Here is a 25,987-nt window from a genome sequence, read left to right on the forward strand (position 1 = left end):
CGGTGTGCAGAAAGTCGATTATTCAGGTCCTGGCTGAAGCAGCCATTCAGACGATATTTGCCCGCCAACACAATTCCCTCTGCATTTCGATGCGGAGATCAACTGGTTATCGCTCATTCCCGACGAGGAATTTTAAGATGATGGCATTTAACACCAGAAAACTACGTGCTGTTGCGCTGGCAACCGGCTTACTGTCTGCGGGTTCTTTATTTTCACTGGCGCAGGCCGCTCCCACTTATGCGCTGGTTCAGATTAATCAGCAGGCCCTGTTTTTTAATCAGATGAACAAGGGCGCGCAGGACGCAGCGAACGCCAGCGGTAAAAAATTAGTGATCTTTAACGCCAACGATAATCCAGTGTCGCAAAACGATGCGATCGAAAATTATATTCAACAGGGCGTGAAGGGCATTATGGTGGATGCGATTGACGTCAACGGCATTATGCCAGCCATAAAAGAAGCGGCCGCCGCTAAAATACCGGTGATTGCGATTGATGCGGTATTACCGGCGGGTCCTCAGGCGGCGCAGGTGGGCGTGGATAACCTGGAAGGCGGCAAAATCATTGGTAAATATTTTGTCGACTACGTGGCGAAAAGTATGGGCGGCAAAGCGCGACTGGGCATTGTGGGCGCGCTGAACTCGGCTGTGCAGAACCAGCGTCAGAAAGGATTTGAAGAAACCATTAAGAGCAATCCGGGCATTACCGTAGCGGATGTGGTCGATGGTCAGAACGTGCAGGATACTGCGATGACGGCGGCAGAAAACCTGATTACCGGTAACCCGGATTTAACCGCTATCTACGCGACCGGTGAACCGGCACTGCTGGGTGCGATTGCTGCCGTTGAAAACCAGGGGCGTCAGAAGGACATCAAAGTCTTTGGCTGGGATCTGACGTCAAAAGCCATTAGCGGCATTGATGGCGGTTATGTCACGGCCGTGCTGCAGCAGGATCCGAAAAAGATGGGTGAAGAGGCGGTAAAAGCCCTGAACGCGCTGGCGTCGGGCAAAACTGTGTCAAAAACCATTCTGGTGCCGGCCACGGTGGTCACCGAAGCCAACGTGGACAGCTACCGGGCGATGTTTAAGTAATCGCTGACTCGCCGCCTGTCTGGAGCAGCGCGGCGAGTTCTTCTGCGGTGGGGAAGGCCTGAAGTGTCCCATGACGGCTGACGGTCAACGCAGCCGCCTGACTGGCATGAGTCAGTGCTAATGTATCGATTTCACCTCCACGCAGGATCGCGGACGCCAGCATCACGGCAAGAAAGGTATCGCCTGCGCCGGTGGTATCTGTGGCATTGGCGGGTTGCGCCGGATGAAACGTTCGCTGCTCGCCCTGAGTCAGCCAGGCACCCGCGCTGCCGAGTGTGGTCACTAACGTTTTCACTGCGCGCGGCTGCAGCTGTTGCGCTTCGTGCTGATTGACCACGGCGATATCCACCAGTGGCCAGCAGGAAGCAAAACCGACGTGCACGGGCGAGGGATTAAATACGTTTATCAGGCCATGGGATTTGGCCAGGCTAAACAGCGCATGGGTTTTCTCTGGCGAGAAATTGCCCTGCTGCACCAGCAGATCGCCCGGACGCGCGCTGGCAAGATGGTGCTTAAGCGTATTGATATCCAGCGCATCTGCCGCCGCTGTACTGGTAATAATGGCGTTATCGCCATCGGCGCTGTGCAGAATAAGCGAGGTATCGCTCAACGCAGTAATGGGCTGCGTGGGCAATAACGTCACAGGCTCGTTCATGAGCTGCTGACGGATCCATTTTCCATTGCTGTCATTACCGGTCGCGGCAATTAAATACGTTTCAATGCCGCAACGGGATAAAAGTATCGCCTGATTCGCGCCTTTACCGCCGATATCCCGCGAACGTTGATAACCGTGAACAGAGGCGCCCTTAGCCGGAATATCTGTAACAGACCAGGTTTCATCGACAGTAATATTACCAGCCACATAAACACGCATAGTGTTTTCCTGAACAGGATAAAGAAGCGATGGTTGCTATATCAGCAGAAAAAATTGATGCAATACAAGCGATATTTTCTCGCCCTAAAGCGGTTATTGGCGTTATTCACTGTGACCCTTTTCCGGGTTCGCCAAAATATCGCGGCAAACCCGTCAGTGCGATAATTGATCGTGCCTTACGTGATGCGGAAAACTATATTCTTGGCGGCGTTCACGGCCTGATTGTAGAAAACCATGGCGATATTCCCTTTTCAAAACCTGAGGATATTGGCCCGGAAACGCCGGCACTGATGGCCGTGATTACAGAAAAAGTGCGGGAACGTTTCGGCGTGCCACTGGGTATTAACGTGCTGGCGAACGCAGCCTTACCTGCTTTTGCCACCGCGCTGGCGGGCGGTGCGGATTTTATCCGCGTCAATCAGTGGGCCAATGCGTATATCGCTAACGAAGGCTTTATTGAAGGGGCTGCCGCGAAAGCGCTGCGCTATCGTAGCCTGCTGCGCGCCGAACATATCCGGGTGTTTGCCGACAGCCACGTTAAACACGGCAGCCATGCGATAGTGGCCGATCGCTCAATTCAGGAACTGACCCGCGATGTCGATTTCTTCGAAGCGGATGCGGTTATCGCCACCGGACAACGTACCGGTGACAGCGCCACGCTGGAGGAAATCGACGAGATCCGCGCCGCCACCACCCTGCCGCTGCTGGTGGGCTCGGGCGTGACGCCCGCTAATGTCTGCCAGATTCTGGCGCGCACCCAGGCCGTCATTGTGGCCAGCGCGCTCAAAGTCGATGGCGTCTGGTGGAACGATGTGGATCGGGACAGGGTAAAACATTTTATGGCGGTGGCGCAGGCTGCGCTGGATCAGGCGTAGCCGTCGTTTAACCCCTGACGCAGGCAATCGAAAATCCAGCAGGTGAAGCGACGTTTTTTGTTCAGGTCAGCACGGTGGAATGCGGCGGTCACCGTGCCGGACCGGGTTCAGAACAGCCAGCCTTTCACCACCGGCAGCACGGCGGGCAGTTGCGACAGCAGATAGAGAATCAGCCCGATGGTGCCGCCCACCAGCGTACCGTTGATGCGAATAAATTGCAGGTCCTTGCCGATATTGAGTTCGATCTGCTGCGACATGTCGCGCGCATCCCAGCTCTTCACGGTGTCGCTGATGTGACGCGTCAGGAAGCTGGCAAACTCTGGGGCCACGCTACGCGCTGCCTGTTCCAGATGCTGGTTCATGGAGTCACGCAGCGCCGGATCGGCCGCCAGGGTTTCACCCAGCCACAACGCCGCGCCACGCACTTTCTCCTGCACCCGTGAATCATCACTGCTCAGATCCGCCTTGAGCCAGTTGCGCATATCATTCCACAGCTCGCCGATGTAGCGGTTAAACGAGGCATCCTCTTTCAGCCAGCCTTTGATCTCCTCGGCGCGCTCGGCCATTTCCGGGTCGTTCTGCAACTTAATGATGAGCTTATCTACCGCCCGGTTGAAGCCGAGGCGCAGCTCATGGCCCTGATCCAGCGCGACATCATCCAGCAGTGAATCGACCGCGTTCGAAACCAGCTCGGCGCTGTGTTCACCCAGCCATTCGGTCGGTAACATTTTGGCTTTGATCGGATGCTCGCGTTTCAGCCAGCGCACCAGCTGCATGGCAATAAACTCGCGGGTAGCGGGTTTATGCAGCAGCTTTAGCAGCTGTTCAATTGCCGCGTCCAGTAGCGCCTGATGACGGTTGTTTTTGGTCAGGCTCTCCAGCACAAGGGCGCTGGTCTGGCTGAGATCGACCTTATCGATGGCACGATGCACGGCGCGGCGCATAAAGGTCTGAATCCGCGCATCATCGGTGAGATCGAGGAAGCCGCGCATCACCTGTAACAGATGGCGGCCGATGCGGTCCGCGTTGCCCGGCGCATTCAGCCATTGCGCCAGCAGGTTTGAAGGATCGTGACGGCGGATCAGATTCAGCAGGGAGTCGGTATCCAGAAACTTCTCCTGCACAAAGCGACCCAGGTTTTCGCCGATACGATCTTTGTTGCGCGGAATGATGGCGGTATGGCGCGAGATAAAGGGCACCGGCACGCGCCGGAATAGCGCCACCACCGCGAACCAGTCCGCCAGCGCGCCGACCATCGCGGCCTCCGCAATCGCTTTTACGCCGCTGACCCAGAAGCCGGGCGGCAGAAAAAGGGTGACGATGAAAGTCGCGGCGGCGAGCAGTAACAGCAGCAGCGCCAGACGTTTGGTCCGTTTGAGTTCGTGTTGTTTATCCATAACCTGATCTTAGCAGAGAGCCGGGCTCATCGGCGACGGCCACCCAGCAGGCTGCCGAGGACCCCACGGATGATCTGATTGGTAATCTGACGGGTAGCGCTTTTCGCCATGGTCTGCACCACGCCATCGTGCTTACCGCCACGCGGGCCGGTGCGGCCAAACAGAATCTCTTTCAGACCGCCGAGAATGCCATTGTCTACCGCGACATCGTTGCCTTTGGCCGGTGGCGCGCTGGCCTTATCGCTGGCGGTCTGAAAGCCTTTTTGCAGCTTTTCGAACGCCGATTCGCGATCGATTTCGGTGTCATATTTGCCATACAGCGGGGAATGGTTGATCAGGCCGTTGCGTTCATCGCCGGTGACCGGACCCATGCGCGAGCCGGGTGCAATGACCATGGCGCGCTCCACCACCGACGGACTGCCTTTAGCATCCAGGAAGGAGATCAGCGCTTCGCCGGTGCCGAGCGCCTGAATCGCCTCGACGCTGTCAAACGCCGGGTTGGCGCGCAGGGTATCGGCGGCAGTTTTCACCGCTTTCTGATCTTTAGGCGTGAAGGCGCGCAGGGCGTGCTGGACGCGGTTGCCGAGCTGGCCCAGCACCCGATCCGGAATATCCGCCGGGTTCTGGGTGACGAACCAGACGCCGACGCCTTTGGAGCGGATCAGCCGCATTACCTGTTCGATTTTCTCCAGCAGCACCGCGGGCGCGTCGGTAAACAGCAGGTGCGCCTCATCAAAGAAGAACACCAGCTTTGGCTGATCGAGATCGCCCGCTTCCGGCAGATGCTCGTAAAGCTCCGACAGCAGCCACAGCAGGCTGGTGGCGTAGAGTTTCGGCATCTGGTAGAGCTTCTCAGCGGAGAGGATGTTGATGACGCCTTTACCGTTGCTGTCGACGCGCATCCAGTCGGCGATATCCAGCATTGGTTCACCAAAGAAGTGTTCTGCTCCCTGTTGCTCCAGCGTCAGTAGCCCGCGCTGGATCGCGCCGACCGAGGCGCTGTTGATGTTGCCGTAATGCGTCTGGAAGCTTTTGGCGTTGTCACCGATGTACTGGGTCATGGCGCGCAGATCTTTGAAGTCCAGCAGCAGCAATCCCTGATCATCGGCGATGCGGAAGATAATCTGCAGAACGCCGCTCTGCACCTCATTCAGGTTCAGCAGACGTGCCAGCAGCAAGGGACCGAGATCGGAAACGGTGGCGCGCACCGGATGGCCTTTCTCGCCGAAGATATCCCACAGCACCACCGGATTGCTCTGAGGCTTCCAGTCGGTGACGCCGATTTTCGCCAGTCTCTCCTGCAGCTTTTCGCTGGACTGGCCCGCCATCGCTACGCCGGTCAAATCACCTTTAACATCGGCCATAAAGACTGGCACGCCACTCGCAGAGAACGATTCTGCCAGCTTCTGCAGCGTGACGGTTTTACCGGTGCCGGTCGCGCCGGTGATGAGGCCGTGGCGGTTAGCCATTTGCGGTAACAGATGAAGTTCGACGTCCGGCGTCCGGGCAATCAGTAGCGGGGAAGTCATGATTTTCCACTCTCAGGCTGAAGGTTATGCCTGAAGGATAGCAAGCCGGAGCGGCACAGGAGGAGAACTATTCACCAAAAAAGGCCGCTACTCCGTAAAGCAACGGCCTGAATCAACGTTTACTTCTGTACCTCTTCAAAATTGAGCAGGCTGACACCGATGCCCTGCTGCAGATGAGTGAGGTTGCTGCGCACCGCCACCTGAGTTGCGCCCTGTAATAGCACGACAAACGGCGAATCCTGCTGGACGCGGGTTTGCAGTGCCTCATAGCGGCTGCGGCGTTTCACAGCGTCGCTTTCACCCGCAGCGGCGCGGGTCTGGGCGCTGAGTTCCGGAATGGTCCAGCCGACGCGCCACGCCAGGGTTTTGCCGCCGCCCGGCACGTTAGAGGCAAAGGTGCTGGCGTTCGTGTTAGGGTCGATGTAGTCCGCGCCCCAGTAGGAGAATATTGCCTGAAAGTCGCGGCTGCGCATTTTGCTCCACAGCTCCGATTCCGCCACCGGCTGGATATCGAGCTGCACATCCGCTTTGGCAAAGCTCGCCTGCAGCGCCTGCGCCACGTCGATATACGGCGGCTGGTTCACCACCGTCAGCGCAATATGAGTGCCAGGTTTGATGCCGCCTTTCTGCAGGATTTCCTGTGCTTTCTTCAGATCGTAATGGAACGGCGTGGTGTTCAGCGCACCATCGAAGCCGTCCGGCAGGAAGCTCTGATGAACGCGGTACTGACCTTTCAGCAATTGGTTTGCCAGGCTGTCATAGTCGACCAGCCAGCGAGCCGCCTGCCACAGCGCCGGATTCCCCAGTGCCGGTTGCTGCGGACTTTGGGTGTTCAAGCCGATGTAATAAATCAGGCTGGACGGGAAGGCGTCGACACGCACATTCGCCACATTTTTCAGTGCGGCAATCTGATCCGGACCGAGCTGATAGGCGACATCCACATCCCCCTGCTGGATCAGCAGACGACGTGTGCCGGGATCGGCCACACCCTTGAGCAGTACGCGCTTCAGATGCGGCTTCTGGCTGCTGTGGGGATTGGCTTCCAGCACCAGCGCCTGCAGCGGCACAAACTGTTTGATGGCATAGGCGGCACTGCCGGCGGAGTGGTTCTTCAGCCAGGCATTGCCGTAATCGTTGTTGCTGGCGTGCTCCTGCGCCAGTTTACTGTCGACGATGGAGGCGACCGGCGCGGTCAGAAGGCGCAGCGCCAGATCGCTGCCGATTTCAGCGGGCCAGCGCAGCTCAAGCTGGTGGTCGTTGATCACCGTGAACTGCTGATCGATATTTTCCGGCTTCCAGCCAAACTCACCCAGTATAAAAGAGGGCGCTTTGTTGAGTTTTACCGCGCGGGTTAATGAGAAGACCACATCCTGCGCGGTCAGCGGATGACCACTGGCGAAACGGGCCTGCGGATTGAGGTCAAACACCAGGCTGTGGGGCGTTTTCCCAGCCTGCCAGCGCGTGGCGGCCAGTGGCGAGAGTTTCTGCGGGTTCTGATGATCCGGCTCCAGCAGCGTCTGGTAGATATTGCGCAGGCTGCTGTTACTGACCGTTTCAAAACTTTCCGCCGGATCGAAACTGATGATGCCATCCAGTGGCACGGCGACCACCAGCGTGTCGGCTGGCGTCGCGGCGTGTGCCGGGTGAACCAGTGCCAGAGCAGTTAATAAAGAGAGTGAGAGTCGCGTTTTGCGCATCGAGAGTTATCCTGAGTCGTTGATAGCTCTACTCTATCGGTCGCCGGATAATCTCAAAATGCCGGTTTGTTCTGAGCTTTGCACAATTATTAGCGTAGAGATTCAGGCAAAAGAACAAAATAAGATAATGACGGTCAGTAATTATTTCGTGGTCATTTTGCAACGGGCGGAATAAAGCTGGTTTTACTCAGGCGATCACAAATTGCGCACTGTCTGATTGTATGACTATCAAAGTCACTATAGTGTTAACGATGAGAATCATTCTCTGGTATGGAAGTATGATATTTTTTTATCGGTTATTTAGCGTGATGATATCAGAGCGAAAATAATAACCCTCAATCCTGCGTCATAATGGCTAAATGCCCGATGTTTATGTGGTTTCAGGTCCAAAAATCGCGCTGTAACTCTTTTACCTCTCTGCAACGCCTCCGCAACACCATGATAAACTTTCACCGCGACACATTTTAAATTCAATTTTTACATTCAGACATAGTTATATCCCTAAGATTGCCAGGTTATTAACCGATATGTTCCGTTAGTTACCGAACCATAATTCTACCCGCCCTTGTCTGTTCTGCTGTCGTCTGTGCTGTGTGCCTTTATCTCTGCGGGAAGTTTTCTGCCTGTACTCAGCCTTTCAGCGTCATAACAAATAAAACGGGTATTTAGCAGATGAGAGTCGTGCGGATATGATTTTAGAAAAACCCACCACCAGGCGTAAATTTTTGCTCGGTTCACTGCTGGCGTTGCCATTAAGTGAGCTGGTCTTCAAAGGCATTACGGCAGCACAGGCTGCCGAAATGGCCGCACCCGAGTTAGCCGATTACAAACCGATCTTTTTTAGTGCCGATGAATGGCAGTTCATTCTGGCCGCCACCGACCGTCTGATTCCGGCGGGCGGCAAAGGCAAAGCGCCGGGCGCGCTGGAAACCAACGTGCCGATCTTTATCGATCAGCAGCTGCACAGCGAGGCGTTTGGCAGCGAAATCTACATGCAGGGACCTTTCAACACGAAAGCGCCCGCTACCATGGGCTATCAGATCCCGTTCCGTCCCCAGCAAATCTATAAGACCGGCATCCGCCTGATTAACGAGTGGTCGCAGAACACCCATCAGAAAGCGTTTCATGCGCTGACGCTGGAAGAGAAAGATGCGGCACTGACCCAGGTGAACAAAAACGAGATCGACTTTGCCGCGCTGGGCGAAGCCGATCTTAAACCTTCACATTTCTTCAGCCAGCTGCTTTCAGATACCAAGCATGGCTACCTGGCCGACCCGATGTACGGCGGTAATAAAGGCATGAAAGCCTGGATCGCCATCGGATTCCCGGGCGCGCGTGCCAGCTTCACCGAATGGGTAAAACAGCACAATGTGCCTTATCCGCTCGGCCCGGTCAGCATCAAAGGTGAACGCGCTTAAAGCGCTTCCACATCAGGTATTTGAAACAGGATTATCATGGCACAGGTTACTAAAAAAGAAGTCGACGTCGTGGTCTGCGGCCTCGGCTGGGCAGGCTCGCTGATGAGCATCGAGCTGGCACTGGCCGGTCTGGACGTGCGCGCCCTGGAGCGCGGCGGCGATCGTGATTACGACGAGTTCGCCTACCCAAAACCAGCGGATGAATACGCCTATGCGGTGCGCAACAAAGTGTTTGCGACACCGGCCGAAGTGGCGGTCACCGTTCGCTATAACAGCAGCCAGACGGCATTACCGACCCGTAAATGGGGTGCGTTTGCTCCGGGCACCGGTGTAGGCGGTTCCGGCCTGCACTGGACGGCGGTCCTGATCCGTCCGACGCCAACCGATATCAAACTCAAGAGCTATGTCGACGAGGCTTATAAGCCGGGCATTCTGCAGGATGATATGCGGGTGATGGACTTCCCGTTCAGCTGGGAAGAGATCGAACCCTATTACTACAAATTTGAACTGATTTGCGGCCAGTCGGGCAACACCGGCAACCTGCGCGGCAAAATTCTGGAAGGCGGCGATCCGTTTGAAGGCCCGCGTTCTGAGCCTTATCCGCTGCCCGCGCTGGATGACACGCTGAACAACGTGATGTTCAAAGAGGTGGCGACGAAACTCGGTTATCATCCGTTCCCGAACCCGTCAGCCTGTGTGTCGCGCGCGTGGAAAAACCCGTACGGCAACCAGATTGCACCATGCAACTACTGTGGCTACTGTAGTAAATATCCCTGCCTGAACTACTCCAAAGCGTCGCCGCAGACGGCGGTGATGGATTCACTGAAGCGCATGCCGAACTTCTCTTATGAAGTGAATGCGGAAGTGATCAAAGTAGTGCTGAACGATGACAAGAAAACTGCCAAAGGCGTGATCTACATTGATGCGCAGGGCAACGAGTGCTTCCAGCCAGCGAAAATCGTGGTGCTGAGCAGCTTCCAGCTCTACAACGTGCGTCTGATGCTGCTCTCCGGTATCGGCAAGCCTTACAACCCGATTACCGAAGAGGGCGTGGTTGGCCGTAACTACGCGTTCCTGTCGAACGGCGGCGCGACGCTGTTCTTCAAAGATAAGAACTTCAATCCGTATGCCACCGCAGGCGCGACCGGCCAGATGTTTAACGATATCTCGCCAGGCAACTTCGACGGTCCTTCGCTCGGCTTCCTGGGCGGCGCGAAGATCCACAGCTCTCAGGCGACTGGCACGCCAATCAGCACCGCGCTGCCAAAAGGCACGCCATCCTGGGGCATGGGCTACAAGGAAGGTCTGGAAGAGTGGTACGGTCATTCGATGAAGATCAGCATTACCACCACCTGCCAGTCTTACCGCGATATCTATCTGGATCTCGATCCGAACTACAACGATCACCGTGGCCTGCCACTGCTGCGCATGACGTTTAACTGGAAAGAGAATGAGCTGAAGCTGCAGCAGCATCTGAAAGGTATCGTCGGCAACATCGCCAAAGAGCTGAACCCGGACAGCATGAGCATGAGCTTCCTGCCAATGGGCGCGGACTTCGATATCACCAAATATGTCTCTACCCACAACGTGGGTGGTGCCGTGATGGGCGATAACCCGAAAACTTCGGCGCTGAACAAATATCTGCAGAGCTGGGATGTGCATAACGTCTTTGTGCCGGGCGGCAACGCTTTCCCGCAGAACTTCCAGGCGAACCCGACCGACACCATCGGTGCGATTACCCTGATGGCGGCTCAGGCGATCAAAGATCACTACCTGAAAAATCCCGGCCCACTGGTACAGGCATAAGCGCATGAATAAGCTGAAACTGAAGTCTTTTATTTTTGCTAACGCGGTGCTGCTGGCCAGCGGATTTGCGCTGCCGGTTCACGCCGAAGATGAAGCGCAACTGATTAAGCAGGGCGAATATCTCTCGCGGCTGGGCGACTGTATGGCGTGCCACTCGCTGCCCGGCAAGCCGGCTTATTCAGGCGGACTGGCGATTGAGTCGAACCTCGGCACCATCTTCTCCACCAACATCACGCCGGATAAGCAGCACGGCATCGGCAACTACAGCGAGCAGCAGTTCTCTGACGCGGTGCGCAAAGGGGTATTACCGGACGGATCGCATCTCTATCCGGCCATGCCTTATCCTGACTACGCCAAAATCAGCGATGCCGATATCCACGCGCTCTACGTCTACTTTATGAAAGGCGTACAGCCGAGCGCAGAACAGCCGCCGGAAACCGATCTGAGCTTCCCGTTCAGCCAGCGCTGGGGCATGCGGTTCTGGAACTGGGCATTTGCGTCAGACAAGCCTTTCCAGCCGATGGATGGCGCGTCAGCTGAAGTTAACCGCGGTGCCTATATCGTGGAGAGTCTCGGCCACTGCGGCAGTTGTCATACGCCGCGCGGTCTGGGCATGAACGAGAAAGCGCTGGATAGCGGTGACGATAAATTCCTGGCAGGCGGCAGCCTGAACAACTGGGATGTGCCGTCACTGCGTGGCGTGCCGCACTGGAGCGAGCAGGAAGTGGTGGATTACCTGCAGACCGGCCGTAACGATAAAGCGGCAGTCGGTGGTGAGATGACCTCGGTGGTGGAGCACAGCACCTCCTACATGACCGACGCCGATCTGAAAGCCATTGCAGCCTACCTGAAGTTCCTCGGCGGCAATCCGCCATTGCAGGCGTTCAGCGTGCAGGCGCAGCAGGCAACGGAAGCGAAACTTACCGCCGCGAAGAACCTCAGCGAAGGCGAGCGTCTCTATCTGGATAACTGCGGTGCCTGTCACTTTGTGACTGGCAAAGGCGCACCAGGGATCTTCCCGGAGCTGGATGGCGCAACCCTCGTCAATGCTAACGATCCAACCGGCTTGATCCACACCATTCTGGCCGGTGCGCAGCAGCCGTCTACCGCAAAAGCGCCATCGAAACTGGCGATGCCGGGCTTTGCACAGCGACTGAATGATGATGAAGTCGCGCAGCTGGCGACTTTTATTCGTCAGGGCTGGAGCAACACCGCGCCAGCGGTGAGCAAAGATCAGGTTGCTGAGGTGCGTAAAACGCTGAAGTAATCGAGCTTTCCCCTCTGCCCGTCAGGAGAGGGGAAATCCCGGATTAGTGAAAGGTGCGCACCACTTCCAGCACGCCGTTAATGATGAACTGCACGCCCATACAGACCAGTAAAAATCCCATCAAGCGCGAAATCGCTTCAATCCCGCTTTTCCCCACCAGCTTCATGATGGCACCCGAACTGCGCAGCGAGATCCACAGAATCAGGCTCACCAGCAGGAAGGTCAGCACCGGCGCGACACTGATCACCCAGGCAGGAAAATCGACGCCACTTCTTACCGTCGAGGCGGAAGAGATGATCATCGCAATCGTTCCCGGCCCTGCCGTGCTTGGCATTGCCAGTGGCACAAAGGCGATATTTACCGGCTCTCTGGTTGCCTCCTGCTCATCCAGTTTATGCTTCGCTTCAACCGAATGACCCGCAGGCTTAGCCGGAAACAGCATCCGGAAGCCGATAAAGGCGACGATCAGGCCGCCCGCCATACGCAGGCCAGGAATGGAGATGCCGAAGGTATTCAGCACCGCGCTGCCCGCGTACCACGCCACCATCATGATGGCGAACACATAGATTGAAGCCTGCCGCGCCTGGCGGTTGCGCTCCTGGAAGTTCATCTCACCCGCCAGCCCTAAAAACAGCGCCACGGTGGTGAGCGGATTGGCGAGCGGCAGGATCACCACCAGCCCCAGACCAATCGCTTTAATCAGCTCCAGCATGTCCGAACTCCCTGATTAGTGTTTCGGGCGCTCCAGCGCCTCAAGCAGCTCCGGGAAGAAGTCCTGCAGGATTTCGGGTGTCATCAGTTCGGGATACTGCATCAGATGTTCGCGGATACGTTCGTTAACGTCTGGCAGCAGACGCTGGGCCGCGGCACTGGCGGTGATTTTGTGTTTCTTCATGGCACGCAGCAGATCGCTGGGCAGCGTGTCTTCGTCGTCGGCGTCATCCACCATCTCCAGCGCATCCAGCTCGTCGAACATCTCCATCAGCGCTTCGGTCTGCGGTGTGCGCGACTCATATTCACGCGGATGTTCATCTTCCAGGAAGCGCAGCATCGCGCGCATCGGCGTACCGTCTGGCGTGGAGGGCGGCTCGGTCGCGAACCAGCTCAGCAGCTGATGCATGGTGACCTGATGGACGCGGAATCCGCTGTCGACCAGCTCATCGGCCAGCAGCTCGGCGGTTTCGTTTTCAATCAGGCAGATGTGGGTGCGTTTAGGTTCGTACTGCTCCAGCCACTGATAGATCTCTTCAATCACGCCATCGTCATACTCGAATTTTTTGCTGAGATAGCTGTCGTCCTGTTCGTGAACGCAGGCCTGAATCTGATCGGGGTCGAAGTAAAGTGCGATGTTGATGCCTTTCATGCGTGCTGTCCTGTAGAAATCAAAACAACACTATAGCGCTCAACCCCAGGTTAAGGGAATGTCAGGCATCACAGCAAGGGGGGCGTTTAACGCTCCCCTCCAGGAAGAGAGGGGAGAGAAGAAGAGAAGGGATCAGGAGATAAAGTTTTTGCCCTGCTTCAGTACCACGTCGCAGGCTTTGGTTTTCAGCTTCTCACCCATTGGCGAGTTGCTCAGGCTTTGCAGATTGAGCTGCTGGCCGTTACCGGTATTCAGCAGACCTGCCACGCCCTGGGTGTAATCGTTTTTCTGTTCCTGCGCGGTGGTGGTATTCAGACCGAGTTTGCTCAGCACCTGATCTTTCACCGACTGCACATTGTTTTTCACCACGTTATGTTCGACACAGTACTGCATCACACCAGCGGCGTTAGTCATGCTGTTGGCGCTGACCGCTTTGTCGCCGCCGCCCAGCATGCTCGAAATAGAAGAGAGCGACAGGCCGCCATTCTGCTGTGTCGTGCCGGTGGTGCTGCCGTTGTTCTGCTGGCTGAGCTGTGACGCTGCACTGCTCAGCTGATCCTGCCAGCTTGCCGCTGATGCACTGCCCGCGACCAGAAGTGCTGCCAGTCCCCATCCCCACGCACTGCGTTGTGCTAATTTCATCTCAACCTCTATATGTGCTTATTCGTTTTCTTAAGAAAGGCTGACGAGCAGAAAGTTCCTGATTTTCTTCAATGCATAGCGCTTTGGGAATCTTCTGTAATAGAGGCGTGTAAATATTCAAATTATGGCGAGTGTTATTATTACGTGAAGCCATGTTCCGGGTTGATTAATAAACGCTCTCTGCTGAAACATTATTTAATATCCTCTCCATATTTATCAGGAATTGTCCTGGTTTAAATTAAATTTGCCGCTTTGATTATAAACATATTTTTAAGAGATTGCGTCTGGATGGTTAATATTTACCTGCGAAATGACTTCTGGTTAGTGTATTGATTTTTGACTAATTTTTATTTTTAACGCAGCGGTAAAATAAGCAAGACCGCTGTTTCCTAATGCAGTTTTATATGCCGAAATTAAATTGAGGTGACGAGATTTTTTATTATCACGCCTTGCAGAATCCGCGAGAGTGTTCATGCTTAATCACTGTGTCAGGCAGTTGTGGCAGATATTTAATTTAACGGGAGCGATATTATGGCTGGACAGCCAGAGCACAATAATAATGCAGAGGTCACGCTTAAACTCGCTGAAGAGCAAATAGCCCTGACGAAGCAAAAGATTGTGGATGGACATGTCCGTGTTACCCGTTCCACAACTGAGCATGACGAGGTCATCAGTACGCTGCTTAACCGGGAGAAGGTTGAGGTTGAGCATGTAGCGAAAGCGCAGCCCGTTGAAACGATGCCCGAAATCAGGGAAGAGAACGGTGTACTGATTGTCCCGGTAGTAGAGGAAGAAATCCAAATCGTCAGAAAGCTGGTGCTTAAAGAGGAGATCCACATCCGAAAAGTGCAGGAGAATGTTCCTTTTCAGGAAGTGGTGACCCGACGTGAGCAGCAGGTGAACGTTGAGAGAGATGACGATCAAATTAGCTAACAGAGAGGAACCTATCATGGCACAGGAAAAAATCGTAACGCTGTTCGATTCTGCAATTCAGGCAGAGGCCGCGAAAAGAAATCTCGTGAAAGCAGGCTTTTCTGATCGGGACATCAGTCTTATCAGTGGAGAACGTTTGCAGCAGGAAGGGCAGTCTGTCCGCCATCCGAGCCTGTGGCAGCGTCTGTTTGGGCACGACGTCGATAAAGATGAAGCGGATGTCTACACCCGAGCAATGGACAAGGGCGGCGTAGTGCTGACCATCCGTACTGAAGAGGAGAAGCTGGCGCGTGCCATGACGATTCTCCACTCCCATGACTCGGTAGATGTGCCGTCACGCATGCAAAGTTCCGTTGAGAACGGCACCACCGCGCCGGGCATCATTCCGACGGCTGGTAAGCAGTTTGCCGGTGAGACCAATGACCGCCCGGCTGAGCCGCTTCGCACCTCACTGACTGGTGATGAGAGCGAAGCTGATATTCTGCGTCTGGCCGAAGAGCAGGTGGAAGTAGGTAAACGTCTGGTCAGCGAAGGCTCCACCCGCGTACGACGCTATACCGTTACCGATACCGTATCTGAAGATATCTCGCTGCATGAGCAGCACGCTGACATCTTCCGCCGCTCGGTGAATGAACCCACGCTGGCCGGAGAAGTGGACTGGTCTGAGAAAACCGTCGAGGTCGCTGAGACTCACGAACAGCCGGTGATTAACAAAACGACCCACGTGAAAGAAGAAGTGGTGGTGCGTACCGACGGCAGCGATCGTACCGAGACCATTAATGACACGGTGCGTCGTCAGGAAGTGGACATCGACCATGCACGAGGTGGTCTGGAGAGCGAGCTTCCGGGTACGACAGCAGGAGTCAAACCTGCTGCAGCGGGTGCGGCGACGCAGTCACCCGGCGCGCACAACCGTGACCACAAAGAGAGCCTGACTGAGAAGGTGAAGGACAAAGCTGGCGAAGTGAAGGATAAGGTCGAAAACAAGCTGCATCATGACCATACGCATTGAGGCGCCTGGCCTGACAACAACAGGCGCTGATGGGTATCGCTGATACCCGATGCTGAAGATGCAAGAAAGAGCCAACCGCGAGGTTGGCTCTTTTGCGTTTGTGTGGGGCAGGTGAGCGGTTAAGGTTGCGGCTTGTTAAGGTGGTGCTGCCGTTATTTTACTGGCTGAGCAGTAACGCTGCATTGCTCAGCTGATCCTGCCAGCTTACCGCTGATGCACTGCCTGCTACCAGACGTGCAACCAGTCCCCATCCCTACGCACTGCATTGTGCTTGTTCCATCTCAACCTCGGTATGTACTTATTCAGTGTTCTTAAAAAAGGCTGAGGAGCAGAACGTTCCTGACTTTCTTCATTAAATAGCGCTCTGGGAATCTTTTGTAAAAAAGTGATAAAATATTCAGATGCTTGTAGTTGTTATTGTTTTATGAAGTAATTTTTTAAGTCAGTAATAAGTACGTTCCGCTGAAATATTATTTAATATCCTTGCTGATTTTATCATGAACTGTCCTGGTTTAAATTAAAGTTTCCGCTTTGTTTATAGCGCGTTTTATAATCGGCTTTGTCGGGTTGGATGATATTTATCTTTGAGGATATATTTGCTGAGTCGTCCTTTTTTCTTTTATTGTTAATGGAATAATAGGCGTGCCGATGAATTTAATGCCTCGATTGAATTAAGGCTGAAAGATTTTTTATTATCATGCTTTGCGAATATCGCCATATCCACCTCCTGACTGATCTATTCCGCAGGCGGCAAGGACAGCGTGTTCGTTAGATATCTGGTCTGAAATCATGACGACTTATGCTTGTTGTCCGGGCTTTAGTCAGCACAGGGTTAACGGCGGTCTGGCTTTTCAGCTATCAGCCAGGTCAGGCCGTAAACAACCAGGCCCACAACAAGAACGAGTAGCGGAGCAATTATGCGCATGGCACCCTCATTCAGTGTGGCTGCCAAAAAAATGCCCACCACCATAGCCATTAATACCAGACCGCCAGACACTTCGGCGATGAGCTTACGAAGAAGTCTAATAAGTTTCGATAGCATTAATAAATTCTCTGGAGGCTGAGGGGTTTTTACGTAACATTTCACCCATCTTGATGAAGTTCTGCAGGGGTTCTTCGAACATGAAATAGAGCATGTCGTAGTCGTTAATCCGCAGTTTTCGCCACAGTTCAGGGTTTTGCATCTGAAGTCGTCTGGAAGCTTCACAGGCGCGGGAAATTACGCCCTGAGCGATGACGCCGCCAGTCAGGCCACCGGTCAGTCCACGGAGTGCCACGCGGGAAATGAATGACAGCATGACACCACTGATGACCTTTGATCCCAGGTAAGAAGACAATGTAAGTTGCGTAGCCGTCCGGCTGGTCATTGACGTTGCGTTGCCTATCAGCTTGTCATAAACCTTACGCAGTGCAGGTTCGGGAAGATACTGCAGCGAATCATCAATGATGATATTAACGATTTTCGCTATCTTATTTTTGTCCCGGAAGGCCTGATAGACAGCCCGGCCAACGCGGACGTCGTCATGCATATTGCGTGACTGGATGCGCCTGCCACCATCAGAAAGGTTTAAATCCTGAAAGGTTCGCTCCAGTCCCAGATAAAAATCCATCGGTACTGAAACTACGCCCGATAAGACTGAACTGGCGAGCATTGTTGCGTCCATTGCTTTTCCTCGGAAACCGTGTCCATTGATGAATTAACATTAAAATATTGTAACTGTGATGGCAATCTTTTGAGGGGCCTGACCGCGCCAAAATGACAGCTGTTAAGATTTTATGTAAAAAAACTTTCCTTGAAGTTTCAACGTGCACCCGGCGCGTATAACCGCGACCACAAAGAAAGCCTGACTGAGAAGGTGAAAGATAAAGCCGGCGAAGTGAAGGATAAGGTGGAAAACAAGCTGCATCATGACCATACGCATTGAGGCGCTCATCCTGACAACAACAGGCGCTGATGGGCACTGATAATGTCTGATGCTGAGCATGTGATATGCAAGAAAGAGCCAGGGCCTTTTACAGGGCAGCTAGAAGATTAAACTTTTCCTGATAATCGCATTCAGCCACACTTCGTCGCCGCGTCCGATACGAACATCGCCGGTCTGCCAGATTTTATCTATTTCAAGAGCAAATTTCTTTACCGTTGTGCCCTCAGAGCCAGCCTCACTTTTTATCTCCGTCATATTTTTAGTCAGGAGGCTGCCACCGGGAGTATTTATCCTCTCGATCAGTTTCTGTAACCCAGCCCTATCCATATCCGTAAATCTGCGCCCGTCCTTTTCCCGTTCCCCGCGGCCATATTTAAAAGAGAGATACCCTACACCGTCAGGCTTCAGCGCTATGGCCAGTTTTGTCATGGCCTCAGGGAGTTCAGCGTCGGAAACATGCAGCAGCGAGGCGCAGCACCAGATACCGTCATATTTTTCAACCGCATCAACATCCTGAAAGCGCATCTGCATTACTGGCTTTCCGGATAACTGACGAGCCAGCGCCACCAGCTCCGCCGATGCATCAAAGGCTTCGACGTCAAAACCCATTTCACTGAAGGCTTTGACGTCACGGCCTGAACCACAGCCCGCATCCAGAATGCGTGCGCCCGGCGGCAGGCAGTCAACGAAAGGCGGGTAAAGCTCAGACATATCCACGCTTGCCGTATCGGTAAAAAACCGCTGAGCGTTCTGCCGGTAATAATCTTCGTTGCTCAAAACAGACTGACTCCCTGTGCCGCTGGCTGCCACTCATGGAGCAGGGCAAACTTTGCCGTATCCCAGCTATTTTGCAGGAAGCTATGCCGCAGCGTCGACGTTGCGCCGGTCTGACGGAGTAACGTCTCCCGCAATGGCAGATGGCTATTAATAAAGTACTCGTTTCGATCATGCAGCCGCTGCAGCAGCGTTATCGACGGGATACGCGCAAACTTACCCTGAGCGCCGCGATTACAGGTCTGGCAGGCCAGCACCAGATTCCAGACGCCGTTGAGGTTGCCGATTTGGTCGCTGAGCATCAGCGGCAGGAAGTGATCGACATCAGCCAGATTCTCCTCGCCTCCCGTCACGCCAATGGTACGGAAGCAATAAAAGCACCGGCCTTTCTGGTAGCCGTTCAGGCTGCTGCGACAGCTGGTAATGTTGATGCGGCGACCGCTCTGACGGCTGAAAAGCATCTTGTCATTATCGTCATAATCAACCGCAATCAGGTTGCGTGAAACGTTCATCGCCCAGGCTTCTTCAACCAGCCGCCATCTGGCATCCGTTTCCGCTTCCAGACTGGCAAAGTGTTCGGTTTCCGTCAGCTGATAAAAGTTGTCCGTAAGCCGGATGCCTTTATGACTTCGCCGTTCATCCAGGAAGAAGCGTTTGTCGATCTCAGCGTGATTCACATTATGAAAAGCATCGATGACGTTAGCAAAACCGCGCTTAACGGTAATAGCGATCAACTGTTCTTCGTTGATTTCGCCTGCGTTGAATTGTCTGCATGCCTCCAGAAACTCGCTGCTTTTGCTGGTGATCTGCTTCGGCGCATGACGCAGATGGGCGCATAAATGCCGCACAAAAGGCACGGCCAACGCTTCCAGCGTAATCAAATCGTTGTCCGGCTGCTTCAGGTCGTATAGCGCATGGGCCAGAGCAAATTTATAAGACGCGACGTTTTTGCCAAAGAGAATAACGCCGCGCCAGTAGTTTTCAAGGCGGGGATCGGCCTGGTAAAAGCGCATGCAGGATCCTGTTTTGCGAGACGGCTCGAAGAATTCACGTAACAGGATCACATAACAAATGCAGGTAAATGTAAACCGTAAAGGTCGGGAGGAGTTTGGCCGTTTCTAAGGGCGAACAGGCGCTGTAAGACAATCAAGACAACATCAGCGTAAGAGGTAAGTAGAGGGAGGATGCACAGGCTAAAGCGTTGGGTCATTGCCGGTTTTGTTCAGGCAACTCAGTCATAGGGCAGGCGCTCAGCGCTGTCTGGAACTGGCACTCGTCAGACAGACCGTACTGCACTGAAAGATGATCGGGCAGGGCGGTAAAAACGGATAACGACGTCATATCTTCCTGGATATAATCAGGAACTATCCGCGCAGTCCGGGTTGTTTAAATGCATCAGATTTTTTTGTTTATTATTTCACTGCTGTCGTTAGCATTTTTCATTTTGCTCATCTGGTCTTTCTTCAGGCCTTTGCCCCTTAAAAAAGGGCCCCCTCCTTCTCCAGGAGAGATGAAAAAGATATCGGCTAATACGCCGATATTAAAAAAATTGGGTATGAACACGGAAGATTATTACTATGACAGCGACTTTCTGTATCAGCAGCGTGAAGGCGAAACACTCTGCAAAGTGCCGCTGGAAAATATTATCAGGATAAAAGTCACCGGAACCAAAGTCAGTAATCGTAGAGTATGGCTGGTGCGTTACGTCACCGGGTCTTATCGCACCGAAAGGGAGTTCAGAGTCCTGAACAACTACACCCTTTTTAATCGGGATTTTGCCGGTTTTCTTGCCGCCGTGAGAGAGGCCAATCCAGCGGCCGAGGTACAAGAAATGACCCTGGGGCGACTGTGAAATGACAGGAAGGCGTGGCATTCCTGTGCCTGTTATTACCCGTGGTGAGAGTGATACCAGTACTGATATCAGAAATAAAACTCGAGGAAATAAAGTGAACTGTAAACCGATGCTTTTCGTGCTGGCGATGCTCTCCCTGTCGGCGCAGGCCGCCCAGAGCGGAAAAACGCTTGAGCACAAAGACTGGGAAGTTGTGTGTGATAACACTCTGACCTGCCGCATTGCGGGTTATGCCAAAGAAGAGGACCCGTCTGGCTCTATCCTGCTCACCCGTACCGCTGGACCTGGAACGGAGACAGTGGGAGAAGTGACGCTGGGCGACACCGAAGATGACAGCGAACCGGCGGAAAAGCTGACGCTGTGGATCAACGGAAAATCAGCTGGCGATCTGGTGGCGGCTGATGATAACTGGCGAATGTCGGCCAGTCAGACCTCTGCGGTAATCAGCGCCGTTAAAGGCAGTGGTAAAGTGGAATTTAAAGGCGGCACCAAGCCATTCCTGCTTTCCGGCGAAGGCGCGTATGCCGTGCTGCTGAAAGCGGACGACGTGCAGGGCCGTATCGGCACGCCAGGTGCGCTTACCAAAAAGGGCAATAAGCCGGAAAGCAGCGTGGTTAAGGCTGTGCCCGCACCGGTTATTCAGGCGGCCAAAACCCTCAGCGGCGAACCGCGTTTGCTGACCGCATCAGAGAGCGACGCGCTGAAAACCCGACTGCTTGCAACGGTCAATCACAATGACGATGACACGTGCGATAGCCTCTATTCACCTGCAGAAAACAGTGATCCTGAAACCGATGGACTTACGCTTACGCCACTGGATGACAGCCACGCTTTGCTTTCAGCACTCTGCTGGCGAGCCGCTTATAACGAAGGCTATGGCTACTGGGTCATTGATAATCAGTTAAAAGGAAAGCCTGAGCTGGTGACCATTTCCGGGTCAGATTACGACAAAGGCGAGATTACCAGTGTGCAAAAAGGCCGGGGCATCGGTGACTGCATGAGCCAGGAGAGCTGGGTGTGGGATGGCAAGACTTTCCGCAAAAGCTATGACGGTGGGACCGGTATGTGCCGTTATATCCATGCGGGCGGCACCTGGGATCTTCCGACGCTGGTAACGGACGTGAAGGCTGTTTCGGGTTAGATGGTTTGTTGTGTGAGTAGAACCTGAGAGCCAAAAGACGTTTTTTTCAGCAGTTGCACCTTCGCCTGCGGATAAGGGTTGCGGAAACAGGGGGTAACGGTATAATCCTCAACGTTTTCCGCATACCTTTCAGTGCCGAAGTGGCGAAATCGGTAGACGCAGTTGATTCAAAATCAACCGCCGCGAGGCGTGCCGGTTCGATTCCGGCCTTCGGCACCATGTATGCAAATTAAAGTCGCTTAAGTGCGGCTTTTTTTGTGTCTTAGGTTTGATGCCTGCGGGCTTCTCCTTACTTAATCCGTCATTTAAGCCAAGCTGGTTCCATTTGCATCAATTGTTTGATAAAAGTGCATTTTTGGGTTGATTTAAAAATACGGGATCTGCTTGTACATATTAAAGAGGTAGATTCGCTAAGGCGTCCTGAAGTCGCCACCCGTTTATAGCAACGAACTAAAGCAATTATGCGCTTTGCCTTTCAGAGCGTTTTAATTGACTATAATCCTGAACAAGAGATTACCGGTGCAGTTGTTAGGGAGAAAAGATACCATCTGCTGCATTAGAACTTAATCGCATTCCTGAATTACATCATGGCATTGGTCACCACTCCAATAGACCGTTAACCAAGCTGGCAGTGGAACTCACCTATCCAGTTTCAAAGATAAAATGGTCTATAAATGTCTGGGATGACCTGTCAATAATTTCACAGGGTAGTTCCTGTATTTTAGCCTCTTTATTCCCCATGTTTTTTATTCATCGCATAATTTGCCTAAAATTCCCAGCAGGCGTTTTTTTACTTATATGGATATACAGCGACGGATTACTGCTTCAGGGGGTAACATTAATTTCATTGAATGTAAATAGTAATCATAGTTGATTGCAAATCTGAAGCTTCCGTTCATAACAGCCATTACATTATCAAAAATTAGATATAGTTCAAATTTTTTTCTTATTTTCAGCATCATACTGCTTTTGTACTTCGGACCATTTGTCCTGTGTCCTATAAAACACGCTGATAAACCTGATAAGGAATGTTAATGAATCTTCATCAGTATTATCCACAATTAAAGTGGAGACCTGCCGAATATGAATCTTTGATGCAGCTAGAACAGGCAACAATAGATGGATTAACCCCAATCATAACAATACCTGACATTGACTGGGATCATGAAAATGAATGTTATAAAAAAAGCCTTAACTCTTACTTGTCTGATTTTGGAGCTAACTTAGCATCTTCATGGCCAACAAATCGTCCAATTATTCTTGATGTAAAATACCTGGATGTGCACGGAACAAATCGCCATCATCCTTTAGACATGTGCATCCAGGATGCAAGATCTTTTGGCAAAGAAGTTATACCTGTCGTTTCGCCTGTATCGTCACTAAATTATATTCATGCAGTCCAGCGTAACTTAACAAACGGAATTGCAATTTCAATCACTCCGCAGACATGGCATCTGTTTGGTCCTTTAATTAATCAGTTTAATCTTCACCCATCTCTCATTGATGTTATTATTGATTTTGGTGATATTCAAAATGCGGATGATAGTCTTAAACAAGTAGCTTTAAACGTATTTAATACATTTGTTGGTCAAGCTCATTGGAGGTCGTTGATCATTTCATCTACAGCATATCCAACTTCTCAGGCCGGAATACCGCAACATCAAATTCATCCTATTCCAAGACATGAATACGATCTTTGGTCTTACGTAGTTCAGAGTACAAATTTAAATAGAACACCAAGTTTTAGTGACTATCCTACAGCGAGTTCTACTATTTCGAGTGTGGATCCGCGCTTTATGTCACAGTACGTGGCAGTGAGATATTCAAATGACACATCGTGGATCTTTGTCAAAGGAACAGCAGTAAAAGGGAATGGTTGGGGGCAAACGAAAAATCTCTGCAACATTCTGATAAGCTCGCCCATCTACAGTGTCTATGGGCCACAATTTAGCTGGGGAGATGATTACATCAATCAGAGAGCGCTTGGTACAAACAAGTCAGGTGGTTCGAAAGAATGGAGAAAAGTTGCACATACACATCATTTGAAGCTAGTCGTTACGCAACTAACTCAATTGGCAAAAAGTTTACCAGCTAGGCCTTAATTTTCCAGTCAACACGTTTTTTTAACGCTGTTCTGACTTCATGTCTTAAATCAGTAACTGGAATTTTTTCTGCCACTATATTCCATAATTCAAAACGGGGCTTGCTTTTATATCCTTTAGAACAGCCCCATCGGTCAAGCATTTCAAGACACTCATCCTTCCAAAGAAGTTGGGCAAGTATTAAAGAATTATGCTGGTGGTTTAACTTTTCACCACGCGTATGTTTTATATGGATTGCACCTTTTGGCCCAACTGAAACTGTTTTCACTCCCCACCAATCAGGTATTAATTCTAAGGCTCCAAGAAGATGTTTTTCTGCTACAACAAGTGTAACTTTGTCCATGACAGATGAGTAATGCTCAATTTGAAGCGGCAAACGTTCAAGAGAGTCGCACTCACTTTTGAGCTCATAGCCATGGAGCACCCCATTAATTACAGCAATATCTGCTCTACTGGCACCGAGAGATATAGAAAACTCGTCAACAACAATACAGTCAGGGTCTGAATGTATATCTTTCAGAAGCTTATGATGAACGGCAGCTCTAACATCTTGATCTTTCATTAATTCTCCCCCAACTTTCTAAGCACTGTAGCGCACTGCATTCTACTGTATTTACAAAAATTGGCCAGGGCAATTGTACATATCATGTATAACTGGACTATTCATTTACCAAGCATAATTGCTTAGTGTGGATTTAATGTCATCCCCCTCATTCATAGCAGACCATGGTTACAATTGTTGCCGATCTGTAGCCTGCTTGATCAAATCTTGCGTTGGTAGCCATATTGGTGTTCAACTGACGTGATTGTGAACCTACTCGCAGTGTTTGATTTTTTACGGGGTTCTGTTTTTAGGTACAAATGCGAGTAAAAATGCTTAATGTTAAAACAAATGATATTAATATCATTGAGTTATGTGTTATGTGCGATTCCGGCCTCCGCACTAGGATTGCAAATCAAAGTTGTTTAAGACCAGTTTTTTTTCTGTCTGGAATTTGGCTCCCGCAAGCCTTTTGTACCAAAGAGAGGGCTCACCAAAGTAAGCCCAGTCCGAAGCGCTTATGAGTCAGAATCGATATCTGGTAATGATTAGATCATGATTTGATGAGTATCCAGACTAAATGAGATATTCATTTTTCACGATGAAAAAACGAACACCTTCATAGCAAAAAAACCTAAGTAGCACCTCACCACTCAGCATTCCAGCTTCGGAAAGAGTGCTTTAATTTTTCAATGGTATGTCGCCATTTAGGTGTTGTAGGTTTGCAGACCGTATTTTGGTTGCCGAAAAATCCCACTTCATTGATGGCTTCCTGCTCGCTTCTGGTCTCCAGCCACTTCACCGTAACAAAATACTCGGACTTATCGGGGTCATCAGCATTCTGACGATAAAGCTCGCTGAACTTCAGTACATCCATCGCCAGATTTTCACCCTCTTCAGTATTTACAGTGAAGCTACTGGCAGGCTCAATTCCGCTTTGCACGATACCTACACCGACATAACCCGTTGCAGGAATTTTTACCCACACACGATCACCAGGCTGGAGCTGTTTTAAAGTCTGACTGTACCAGCTTCCGCCACCCGCGCTGATAAATCCGTAGCGGCGGGCCTCATCCCAATTGCGGCTATGTGGGTCGCCAAACGAGACATAAAACTCACCGTTCCAGGGTTCCTTTGTATTGGAGCTTGACGCAGTTGCTTGTGCAGCATTGGTTTGTGTTTCACTGGGATCGATAAGCCAGGCACGGCTTAAGAACTGATCTTCACCATGCTGGAACACTTTAAAGAAGAGAACGTTTATGGAGATGCCATTTTTACTCAGGTAATCCACTATTCGCTCAGTTGACGGGTCCAGCTCTGCCGCGACGATGATGATCTGATGCGATTGATTCAGAGACTCTTCTTCAAGTTCTGTATTAAACCGCTGCCTGAATGCGTCGCCGAGCTTACCCCCGCCTGAGAATTTTTCATAAATTTGCGACAAGCGATCGGCGGTCAGGTCATCCACCCAAGAGGCGTAATCCAGCGCCTGCGCGACCACCTCCCGCGGCGTGCGGTCGCGTTTAAGCTCAATCAGGATCAGCGAGGCATCGGGTGCGATTGCCAGCAGATCAATACGTCCTTTATCGAGCGTATTTTCCTGATGGCCGATGATCATCCACTGGTCGGAGAGAATGGTGGGATCGTTTAAGATCATCTTCTCCAGCAGTTGCTCGCTGGCGAGTTTACTGATGGTCAGCGGCAAAGGGTTATCACCCACTCGCCAGATAGCATGATGAACCGGCATCATC

General features: G+C 52.1%; 24 protein-coding genes, 1 tRNA gene and 1 pseudogene. 13 read left to right on the plus strand and 13 right to left on the minus strand.

The features are described from left to right. Nucleotides 1-137: 137 nt before the first annotated feature. Complete coding sequence (locus ACN1CO_RS12210) at nucleotides 138-1,088, plus strand: substrate-binding domain-containing protein (protein WP_419139168.1); 951 nt, start codon at nucleotides 138-140, stop codon at nucleotides 1,086-1,088. On the opposite strand, the gene ACN1CO_RS12215 is transcribed toward ACN1CO_RS12210, so the two are convergent. Then, complete coding sequence (locus ACN1CO_RS12215; protein WP_419139169.1) at nucleotides 1,081-1,962, minus strand: PfkB family carbohydrate kinase; 882 nt, start codon at nucleotides 1,960-1,962, stop codon at nucleotides 1,081-1,083. The genes ACN1CO_RS12210 and ACN1CO_RS12215 overlap by 8 nt on opposite strands. Before the next feature lie 29 nt (nucleotides 1,963-1,991). Between ACN1CO_RS12215 and ACN1CO_RS12220 the strand changes: the two genes are divergently transcribed. Further along, nucleotides 1,992-2,837: a BtpA/SgcQ family protein gene (locus tag ACN1CO_RS12220; RefSeq protein ID WP_419139170.1), complete on the plus strand. Its 846-nt coding sequence runs from the start codon at nucleotides 1,992-1,994 to the stop codon at nucleotides 2,835-2,837. 107 nt (nucleotides 2,838-2,944) lie between these two features. Here the strand turns inward: ACN1CO_RS12220 and ACN1CO_RS12225 are convergent, their stop codons facing one another. The 3 genes from ACN1CO_RS12225 to ACN1CO_RS12235 all read right to left on the minus strand — a co-directional run bounded on the left by ACN1CO_RS12225 (nucleotide 2,945) and on the right by ACN1CO_RS12235 (nucleotide 7,460). After that, complete coding sequence (locus ACN1CO_RS12225; RefSeq protein ID WP_419139171.1) at nucleotides 2,945-4,234, minus strand: DUF445 domain-containing protein; 1,290 nt, start codon at nucleotides 4,232-4,234, stop codon at nucleotides 2,945-2,947. A 26-nt stretch (nucleotides 4,235-4,260) separates the two neighbouring features. Continuing rightward, the gene (locus ACN1CO_RS12230; protein WP_419139172.1) at nucleotides 4,261-5,763 is read right to left on the minus strand and encodes a helicase HerA-like C-terminal domain-containing protein; all 1,503 of its coding nucleotides are present in this window, start codon (nucleotides 5,761-5,763) and stop codon (nucleotides 4,261-4,263) included. Nucleotides 5,764-5,882: 119 nt separating this feature from the next. Beyond that, complete coding sequence (locus ACN1CO_RS12235) at nucleotides 5,883-7,460, minus strand: ABC transporter substrate-binding protein (RefSeq protein WP_419139173.1); 1,578 nt, start codon at nucleotides 7,458-7,460, stop codon at nucleotides 5,883-5,885. A gap of 689 nt (nucleotides 7,461-8,149) precedes the next feature. On the opposite strand from ACN1CO_RS12235, the gene ACN1CO_RS12240 reads away from it, so the two are divergent. The 3 genes from ACN1CO_RS12240 to ACN1CO_RS12250 are packed head-to-tail and all read left to right on the plus strand — an operon-like array spanning nucleotide 8,150 to nucleotide 11,951. Further along, nucleotides 8,150-8,878 carry a gluconate 2-dehydrogenase subunit 3 family protein gene (locus tag ACN1CO_RS12240; RefSeq protein ID WP_419139174.1) on the plus strand — a complete coding sequence of 243 codons (729 nt, stop codon included), beginning with the start codon at nucleotides 8,150-8,152 and terminating at the stop codon, nucleotides 8,876-8,878. A 36-nt stretch (nucleotides 8,879-8,914) separates the two neighbouring features. Beyond that, nucleotides 8,915-10,684, plus strand: coding sequence for a GMC family oxidoreductase (locus tag ACN1CO_RS12245; protein ID WP_419139175.1), 1,770 nt, complete (start codon nucleotides 8,915-8,917; stop codon nucleotides 10,682-10,684). 4 nt (nucleotides 10,685-10,688) lie between these two features. Next, on the plus strand, nucleotides 10,689-11,951 hold the full coding sequence (locus ACN1CO_RS12250) for a c-type cytochrome (RefSeq protein ID WP_419139176.1): 1,263 nt from the start codon (nucleotides 10,689-10,691) through the stop codon (nucleotides 11,949-11,951). A gap of 43 nt (nucleotides 11,952-11,994) precedes the next feature. Here the strand turns inward: ACN1CO_RS12250 and ACN1CO_RS12255 are convergent, their stop codons facing one another. From ACN1CO_RS12255 to ACN1CO_RS12265, 3 genes are all read right to left on the minus strand, one after another. After that, nucleotides 11,995-12,663: a MarC family NAAT transporter gene (locus tag ACN1CO_RS12255; RefSeq protein WP_419139177.1), complete on the minus strand. Its 669-nt coding sequence runs from the start codon at nucleotides 12,661-12,663 to the stop codon at nucleotides 11,995-11,997. Between the two features lie 15 nt (nucleotides 12,664-12,678). Beyond that, the gene (locus ACN1CO_RS12260; RefSeq protein WP_419139178.1) at nucleotides 12,679-13,314 is read right to left on the minus strand and encodes a hypothetical protein; all 636 of its coding nucleotides are present in this window, start codon (nucleotides 13,312-13,314) and stop codon (nucleotides 12,679-12,681) included. A 132-nt stretch (nucleotides 13,315-13,446) separates the two neighbouring features. Continuing rightward, complete coding sequence (locus ACN1CO_RS12265) at nucleotides 13,447-13,956, minus strand: DUF2501 domain-containing protein (protein WP_419139179.1); 510 nt, start codon at nucleotides 13,954-13,956, stop codon at nucleotides 13,447-13,449. Between the two features lie 531 nt (nucleotides 13,957-14,487). On the opposite strand from ACN1CO_RS12265, the gene ACN1CO_RS12270 reads away from it, so the two are divergent. Both ACN1CO_RS12270 and ACN1CO_RS12275 read left to right on the plus strand, forming a co-directional pair. Continuing rightward, the gene (locus tag ACN1CO_RS12270) at nucleotides 14,488-14,889 is read left to right on the plus strand and encodes a DUF2382 domain-containing protein (protein ID WP_010251609.1); all 402 of its coding nucleotides are present in this window, start codon (nucleotides 14,488-14,490) and stop codon (nucleotides 14,887-14,889) included. A gap of 16 nt (nucleotides 14,890-14,905) precedes the next feature. Continuing rightward, complete coding sequence (locus ACN1CO_RS12275) at nucleotides 14,906-15,901, plus strand: YsnF/AvaK domain-containing protein (RefSeq protein WP_419139180.1); 996 nt, start codon at nucleotides 14,906-14,908, stop codon at nucleotides 15,899-15,901. A gap of 832 nt (nucleotides 15,902-16,733) precedes the next feature. On the opposite strand, the gene ACN1CO_RS12280 is transcribed toward ACN1CO_RS12275, so the two are convergent. Both ACN1CO_RS12280 and ACN1CO_RS12285 read right to left on the minus strand, forming a co-directional pair. Next, entirely contained in the window at nucleotides 16,734-16,943 is a 210-nt protein-coding gene (locus tag ACN1CO_RS12280) for a hypothetical protein (RefSeq protein WP_029519648.1), read from the minus strand. Beyond that, entirely contained in the window at nucleotides 16,924-17,565 is a 642-nt protein-coding gene (locus ACN1CO_RS12285) for a hypothetical protein (protein ID WP_419139181.1), read from the minus strand. The genes ACN1CO_RS12280 and ACN1CO_RS12285 overlap by 20 nt, the downstream gene beginning before the upstream one ends. Nucleotides 17,566-17,694: 129 nt before the next feature. Here ACN1CO_RS12285 and ACN1CO_RS12290 point away from each other — a divergent pair, with 129 nt between their 5' ends. After that, nucleotides 17,695-17,826, plus strand: coding sequence for a hypothetical protein (locus ACN1CO_RS12290; RefSeq protein ID WP_269202090.1), 132 nt, complete (start codon nucleotides 17,695-17,697; stop codon nucleotides 17,824-17,826). A 99-nt stretch (nucleotides 17,827-17,925) separates the two neighbouring features. Here the strand turns inward: ACN1CO_RS12290 and ACN1CO_RS12295 are convergent, their stop codons facing one another. Further along, on the minus strand, nucleotides 17,926-18,603 hold the full coding sequence (locus tag ACN1CO_RS12295) for a class I SAM-dependent methyltransferase (protein WP_419139182.1): 678 nt from the start codon (nucleotides 18,601-18,603) through the stop codon (nucleotides 17,926-17,928). Further along, a complete protein-coding gene (locus ACN1CO_RS12300) occupies nucleotides 18,600-19,613 on the minus strand; it encodes an HNH endonuclease (protein WP_419139183.1) in 1,014 nt (337 codons plus the stop codon). The genes ACN1CO_RS12295 and ACN1CO_RS12300 overlap by 4 nt, the downstream gene beginning before the upstream one ends. Before the next feature lie 377 nt (nucleotides 19,614-19,990). Here ACN1CO_RS12300 and ACN1CO_RS12305 point away from each other — a divergent pair, with 377 nt between their 5' ends. The 5 genes and pseudogenes from ACN1CO_RS12305 (at nucleotide 19,991) to ACN1CO_RS12325 (ending at nucleotide 23,695) form a co-directional block, all read left to right on the plus strand. Then, complete coding sequence (locus tag ACN1CO_RS12305) at nucleotides 19,991-20,452, plus strand: hypothetical protein (protein ID WP_419139184.1); 462 nt, start codon at nucleotides 19,991-19,993, stop codon at nucleotides 20,450-20,452. Nucleotides 20,453-20,561: 109 nt separating this feature from the next. Next, complete coding sequence (locus tag ACN1CO_RS12310; RefSeq protein ID WP_419139508.1) at nucleotides 20,562-21,593, plus strand: DUF1176 domain-containing protein; 1,032 nt, start codon at nucleotides 20,562-20,564, stop codon at nucleotides 21,591-21,593. A 134-nt stretch (nucleotides 21,594-21,727) separates the two neighbouring features. Next, nucleotides 21,728-21,812: transfer RNA gene (locus ACN1CO_RS12315), tRNA-Leu, on the plus strand. Nucleotides 21,813-21,955: 143 nt separating this feature from the next. After that, nucleotides 21,956-22,236, plus strand: a pseudogene (locus tag ACN1CO_RS12320) (phage integrase central domain-containing protein); the annotation flags it as partial. A gap of 391 nt (nucleotides 22,237-22,627) precedes the next feature. Further along, on the plus strand, nucleotides 22,628-23,695 hold the full coding sequence (locus ACN1CO_RS12325) for a beta family protein (RefSeq protein WP_419139185.1): 1,068 nt from the start codon (nucleotides 22,628-22,630) through the stop codon (nucleotides 23,693-23,695). Here ACN1CO_RS12325 and ACN1CO_RS12330 read toward each other — a convergent pair. Continuing rightward, nucleotides 23,685-24,257 carry a sce7726 family protein gene (locus ACN1CO_RS12330; protein WP_419139186.1) on the minus strand — a complete coding sequence of 191 codons (573 nt, stop codon included), beginning with the start codon at nucleotides 24,255-24,257 and terminating at the stop codon, nucleotides 23,685-23,687. The two genes, ACN1CO_RS12325 and ACN1CO_RS12330, sit on opposite strands and share 11 nt — an antisense overlap. Before the next feature lie 625 nt (nucleotides 24,258-24,882). Continuing rightward, entirely contained in the window at nucleotides 24,883-25,983 is a 1,101-nt protein-coding gene (locus ACN1CO_RS12335) for a nuclease (protein ID WP_419139509.1), read from the minus strand. Nucleotides 25,984-25,987: the final 4 nt, after the last annotated feature.

Source organism: Pantoea sp. R13S299 (genome assembly GCF_048515925.1).
Classification (GTDB): domain Bacteria; phylum Pseudomonadota; class Gammaproteobacteria; order Enterobacterales; family Enterobacteriaceae; genus Pantoea.

Bases quoted from the DNA above. Each gene is read 5' to 3' on its own strand.
- ACN1CO_RS12210 (WP_419139168.1), top strand. From the start codon at position 138: ATGATGGCATTTAACACCAGAAAACTACGTGCTGTTGCGCTGGCAACC.
- ACN1CO_RS12215 (WP_419139169.1), bottom strand. From the start codon at position 1,962: ATGCGTGTTTATGTGGCTGGTAATATTACTGTCGATGAAACCTGGTCT.
- ACN1CO_RS12220 (WP_419139170.1), top strand. From the start codon at position 1,992: ATGGTTGCTATATCAGCAGAAAAAATTGATGCAATACAAGCGATATTT.
- ACN1CO_RS12225 (WP_419139171.1), bottom strand. From the start codon at position 4,234: ATGGATAAACAACACGAACTCAAACGGACCAAACGTCTGGCGCTGCTG.
- ACN1CO_RS12230 (WP_419139172.1), bottom strand. From the start codon at position 5,763: ATGACTTCCCCGCTACTGATTGCCCGGACGCCGGACGTCGAACTTCAT.
- ACN1CO_RS12235 (WP_419139173.1), bottom strand. From the start codon at position 7,460: ATGCGCAAAACGCGACTCTCACTCTCTTTATTAACTGCTCTGGCACTG.
- ACN1CO_RS12240 (WP_419139174.1), top strand. From the start codon at position 8,150: ATGATTTTAGAAAAACCCACCACCAGGCGTAAATTTTTGCTCGGTTCA.
- ACN1CO_RS12245 (WP_419139175.1), top strand. From the start codon at position 8,915: ATGGCACAGGTTACTAAAAAAGAAGTCGACGTCGTGGTCTGCGGCCTC.
- ACN1CO_RS12250 (WP_419139176.1), top strand. From the start codon at position 10,689: ATGAATAAGCTGAAACTGAAGTCTTTTATTTTTGCTAACGCGGTGCTG.
- ACN1CO_RS12255 (WP_419139177.1), bottom strand. From the start codon at position 12,663: ATGCTGGAGCTGATTAAAGCGATTGGTCTGGGGCTGGTGGTGATCCTG.
- ACN1CO_RS12260 (WP_419139178.1), bottom strand. From the start codon at position 13,314: ATGAAAGGCATCAACATCGCACTTTACTTCGACCCCGATCAGATTCAG.
- ACN1CO_RS12265 (WP_419139179.1), bottom strand. From the start codon at position 13,956: ATGAAATTAGCACAACGCAGTGCGTGGGGATGGGGACTGGCAGCACTT.
- ACN1CO_RS12270 (WP_010251609.1), top strand. From the start codon at position 14,488: ATGGCTGGACAGCCAGAGCACAATAATAATGCAGAGGTCACGCTTAAA.
- ACN1CO_RS12275 (WP_419139180.1), top strand. From the start codon at position 14,906: ATGGCACAGGAAAAAATCGTAACGCTGTTCGATTCTGCAATTCAGGCA.
- ACN1CO_RS12280 (WP_029519648.1), bottom strand. From the start codon at position 16,943: ATGCTATCGAAACTTATTAGACTTCTTCGTAAGCTCATCGCCGAAGTG.
- ACN1CO_RS12285 (WP_419139181.1), bottom strand. From the start codon at position 17,565: ATGGACGCAACAATGCTCGCCAGTTCAGTCTTATCGGGCGTAGTTTCA.
- ACN1CO_RS12300 (WP_419139183.1), bottom strand. From the start codon at position 19,613: ATGCGCTTTTACCAGGCCGATCCCCGCCTTGAAAACTACTGGCGCGGC.
- ACN1CO_RS12305 (WP_419139184.1), top strand. From the start codon at position 19,991: ATGCATCAGATTTTTTTGTTTATTATTTCACTGCTGTCGTTAGCATTT.
- ACN1CO_RS12310 (WP_419139508.1), top strand. From the start codon at position 20,562: ATGCTTTTCGTGCTGGCGATGCTCTCCCTGTCGGCGCAGGCCGCCCAG.
- ACN1CO_RS12325 (WP_419139185.1), top strand. From the start codon at position 22,628: ATGAATCTTCATCAGTATTATCCACAATTAAAGTGGAGACCTGCCGAA.
- ACN1CO_RS12330 (WP_419139186.1), bottom strand. From the start codon at position 24,257: ATGAAAGATCAAGATGTTAGAGCTGCCGTTCATCATAAGCTTCTGAAA.
- ACN1CO_RS12335 (WP_419139509.1), bottom strand. From the start codon at position 25,983: ATGCCGGTTCATCATGCTATCTGGCGAGTGGGTGATAACCCTTTGCCG.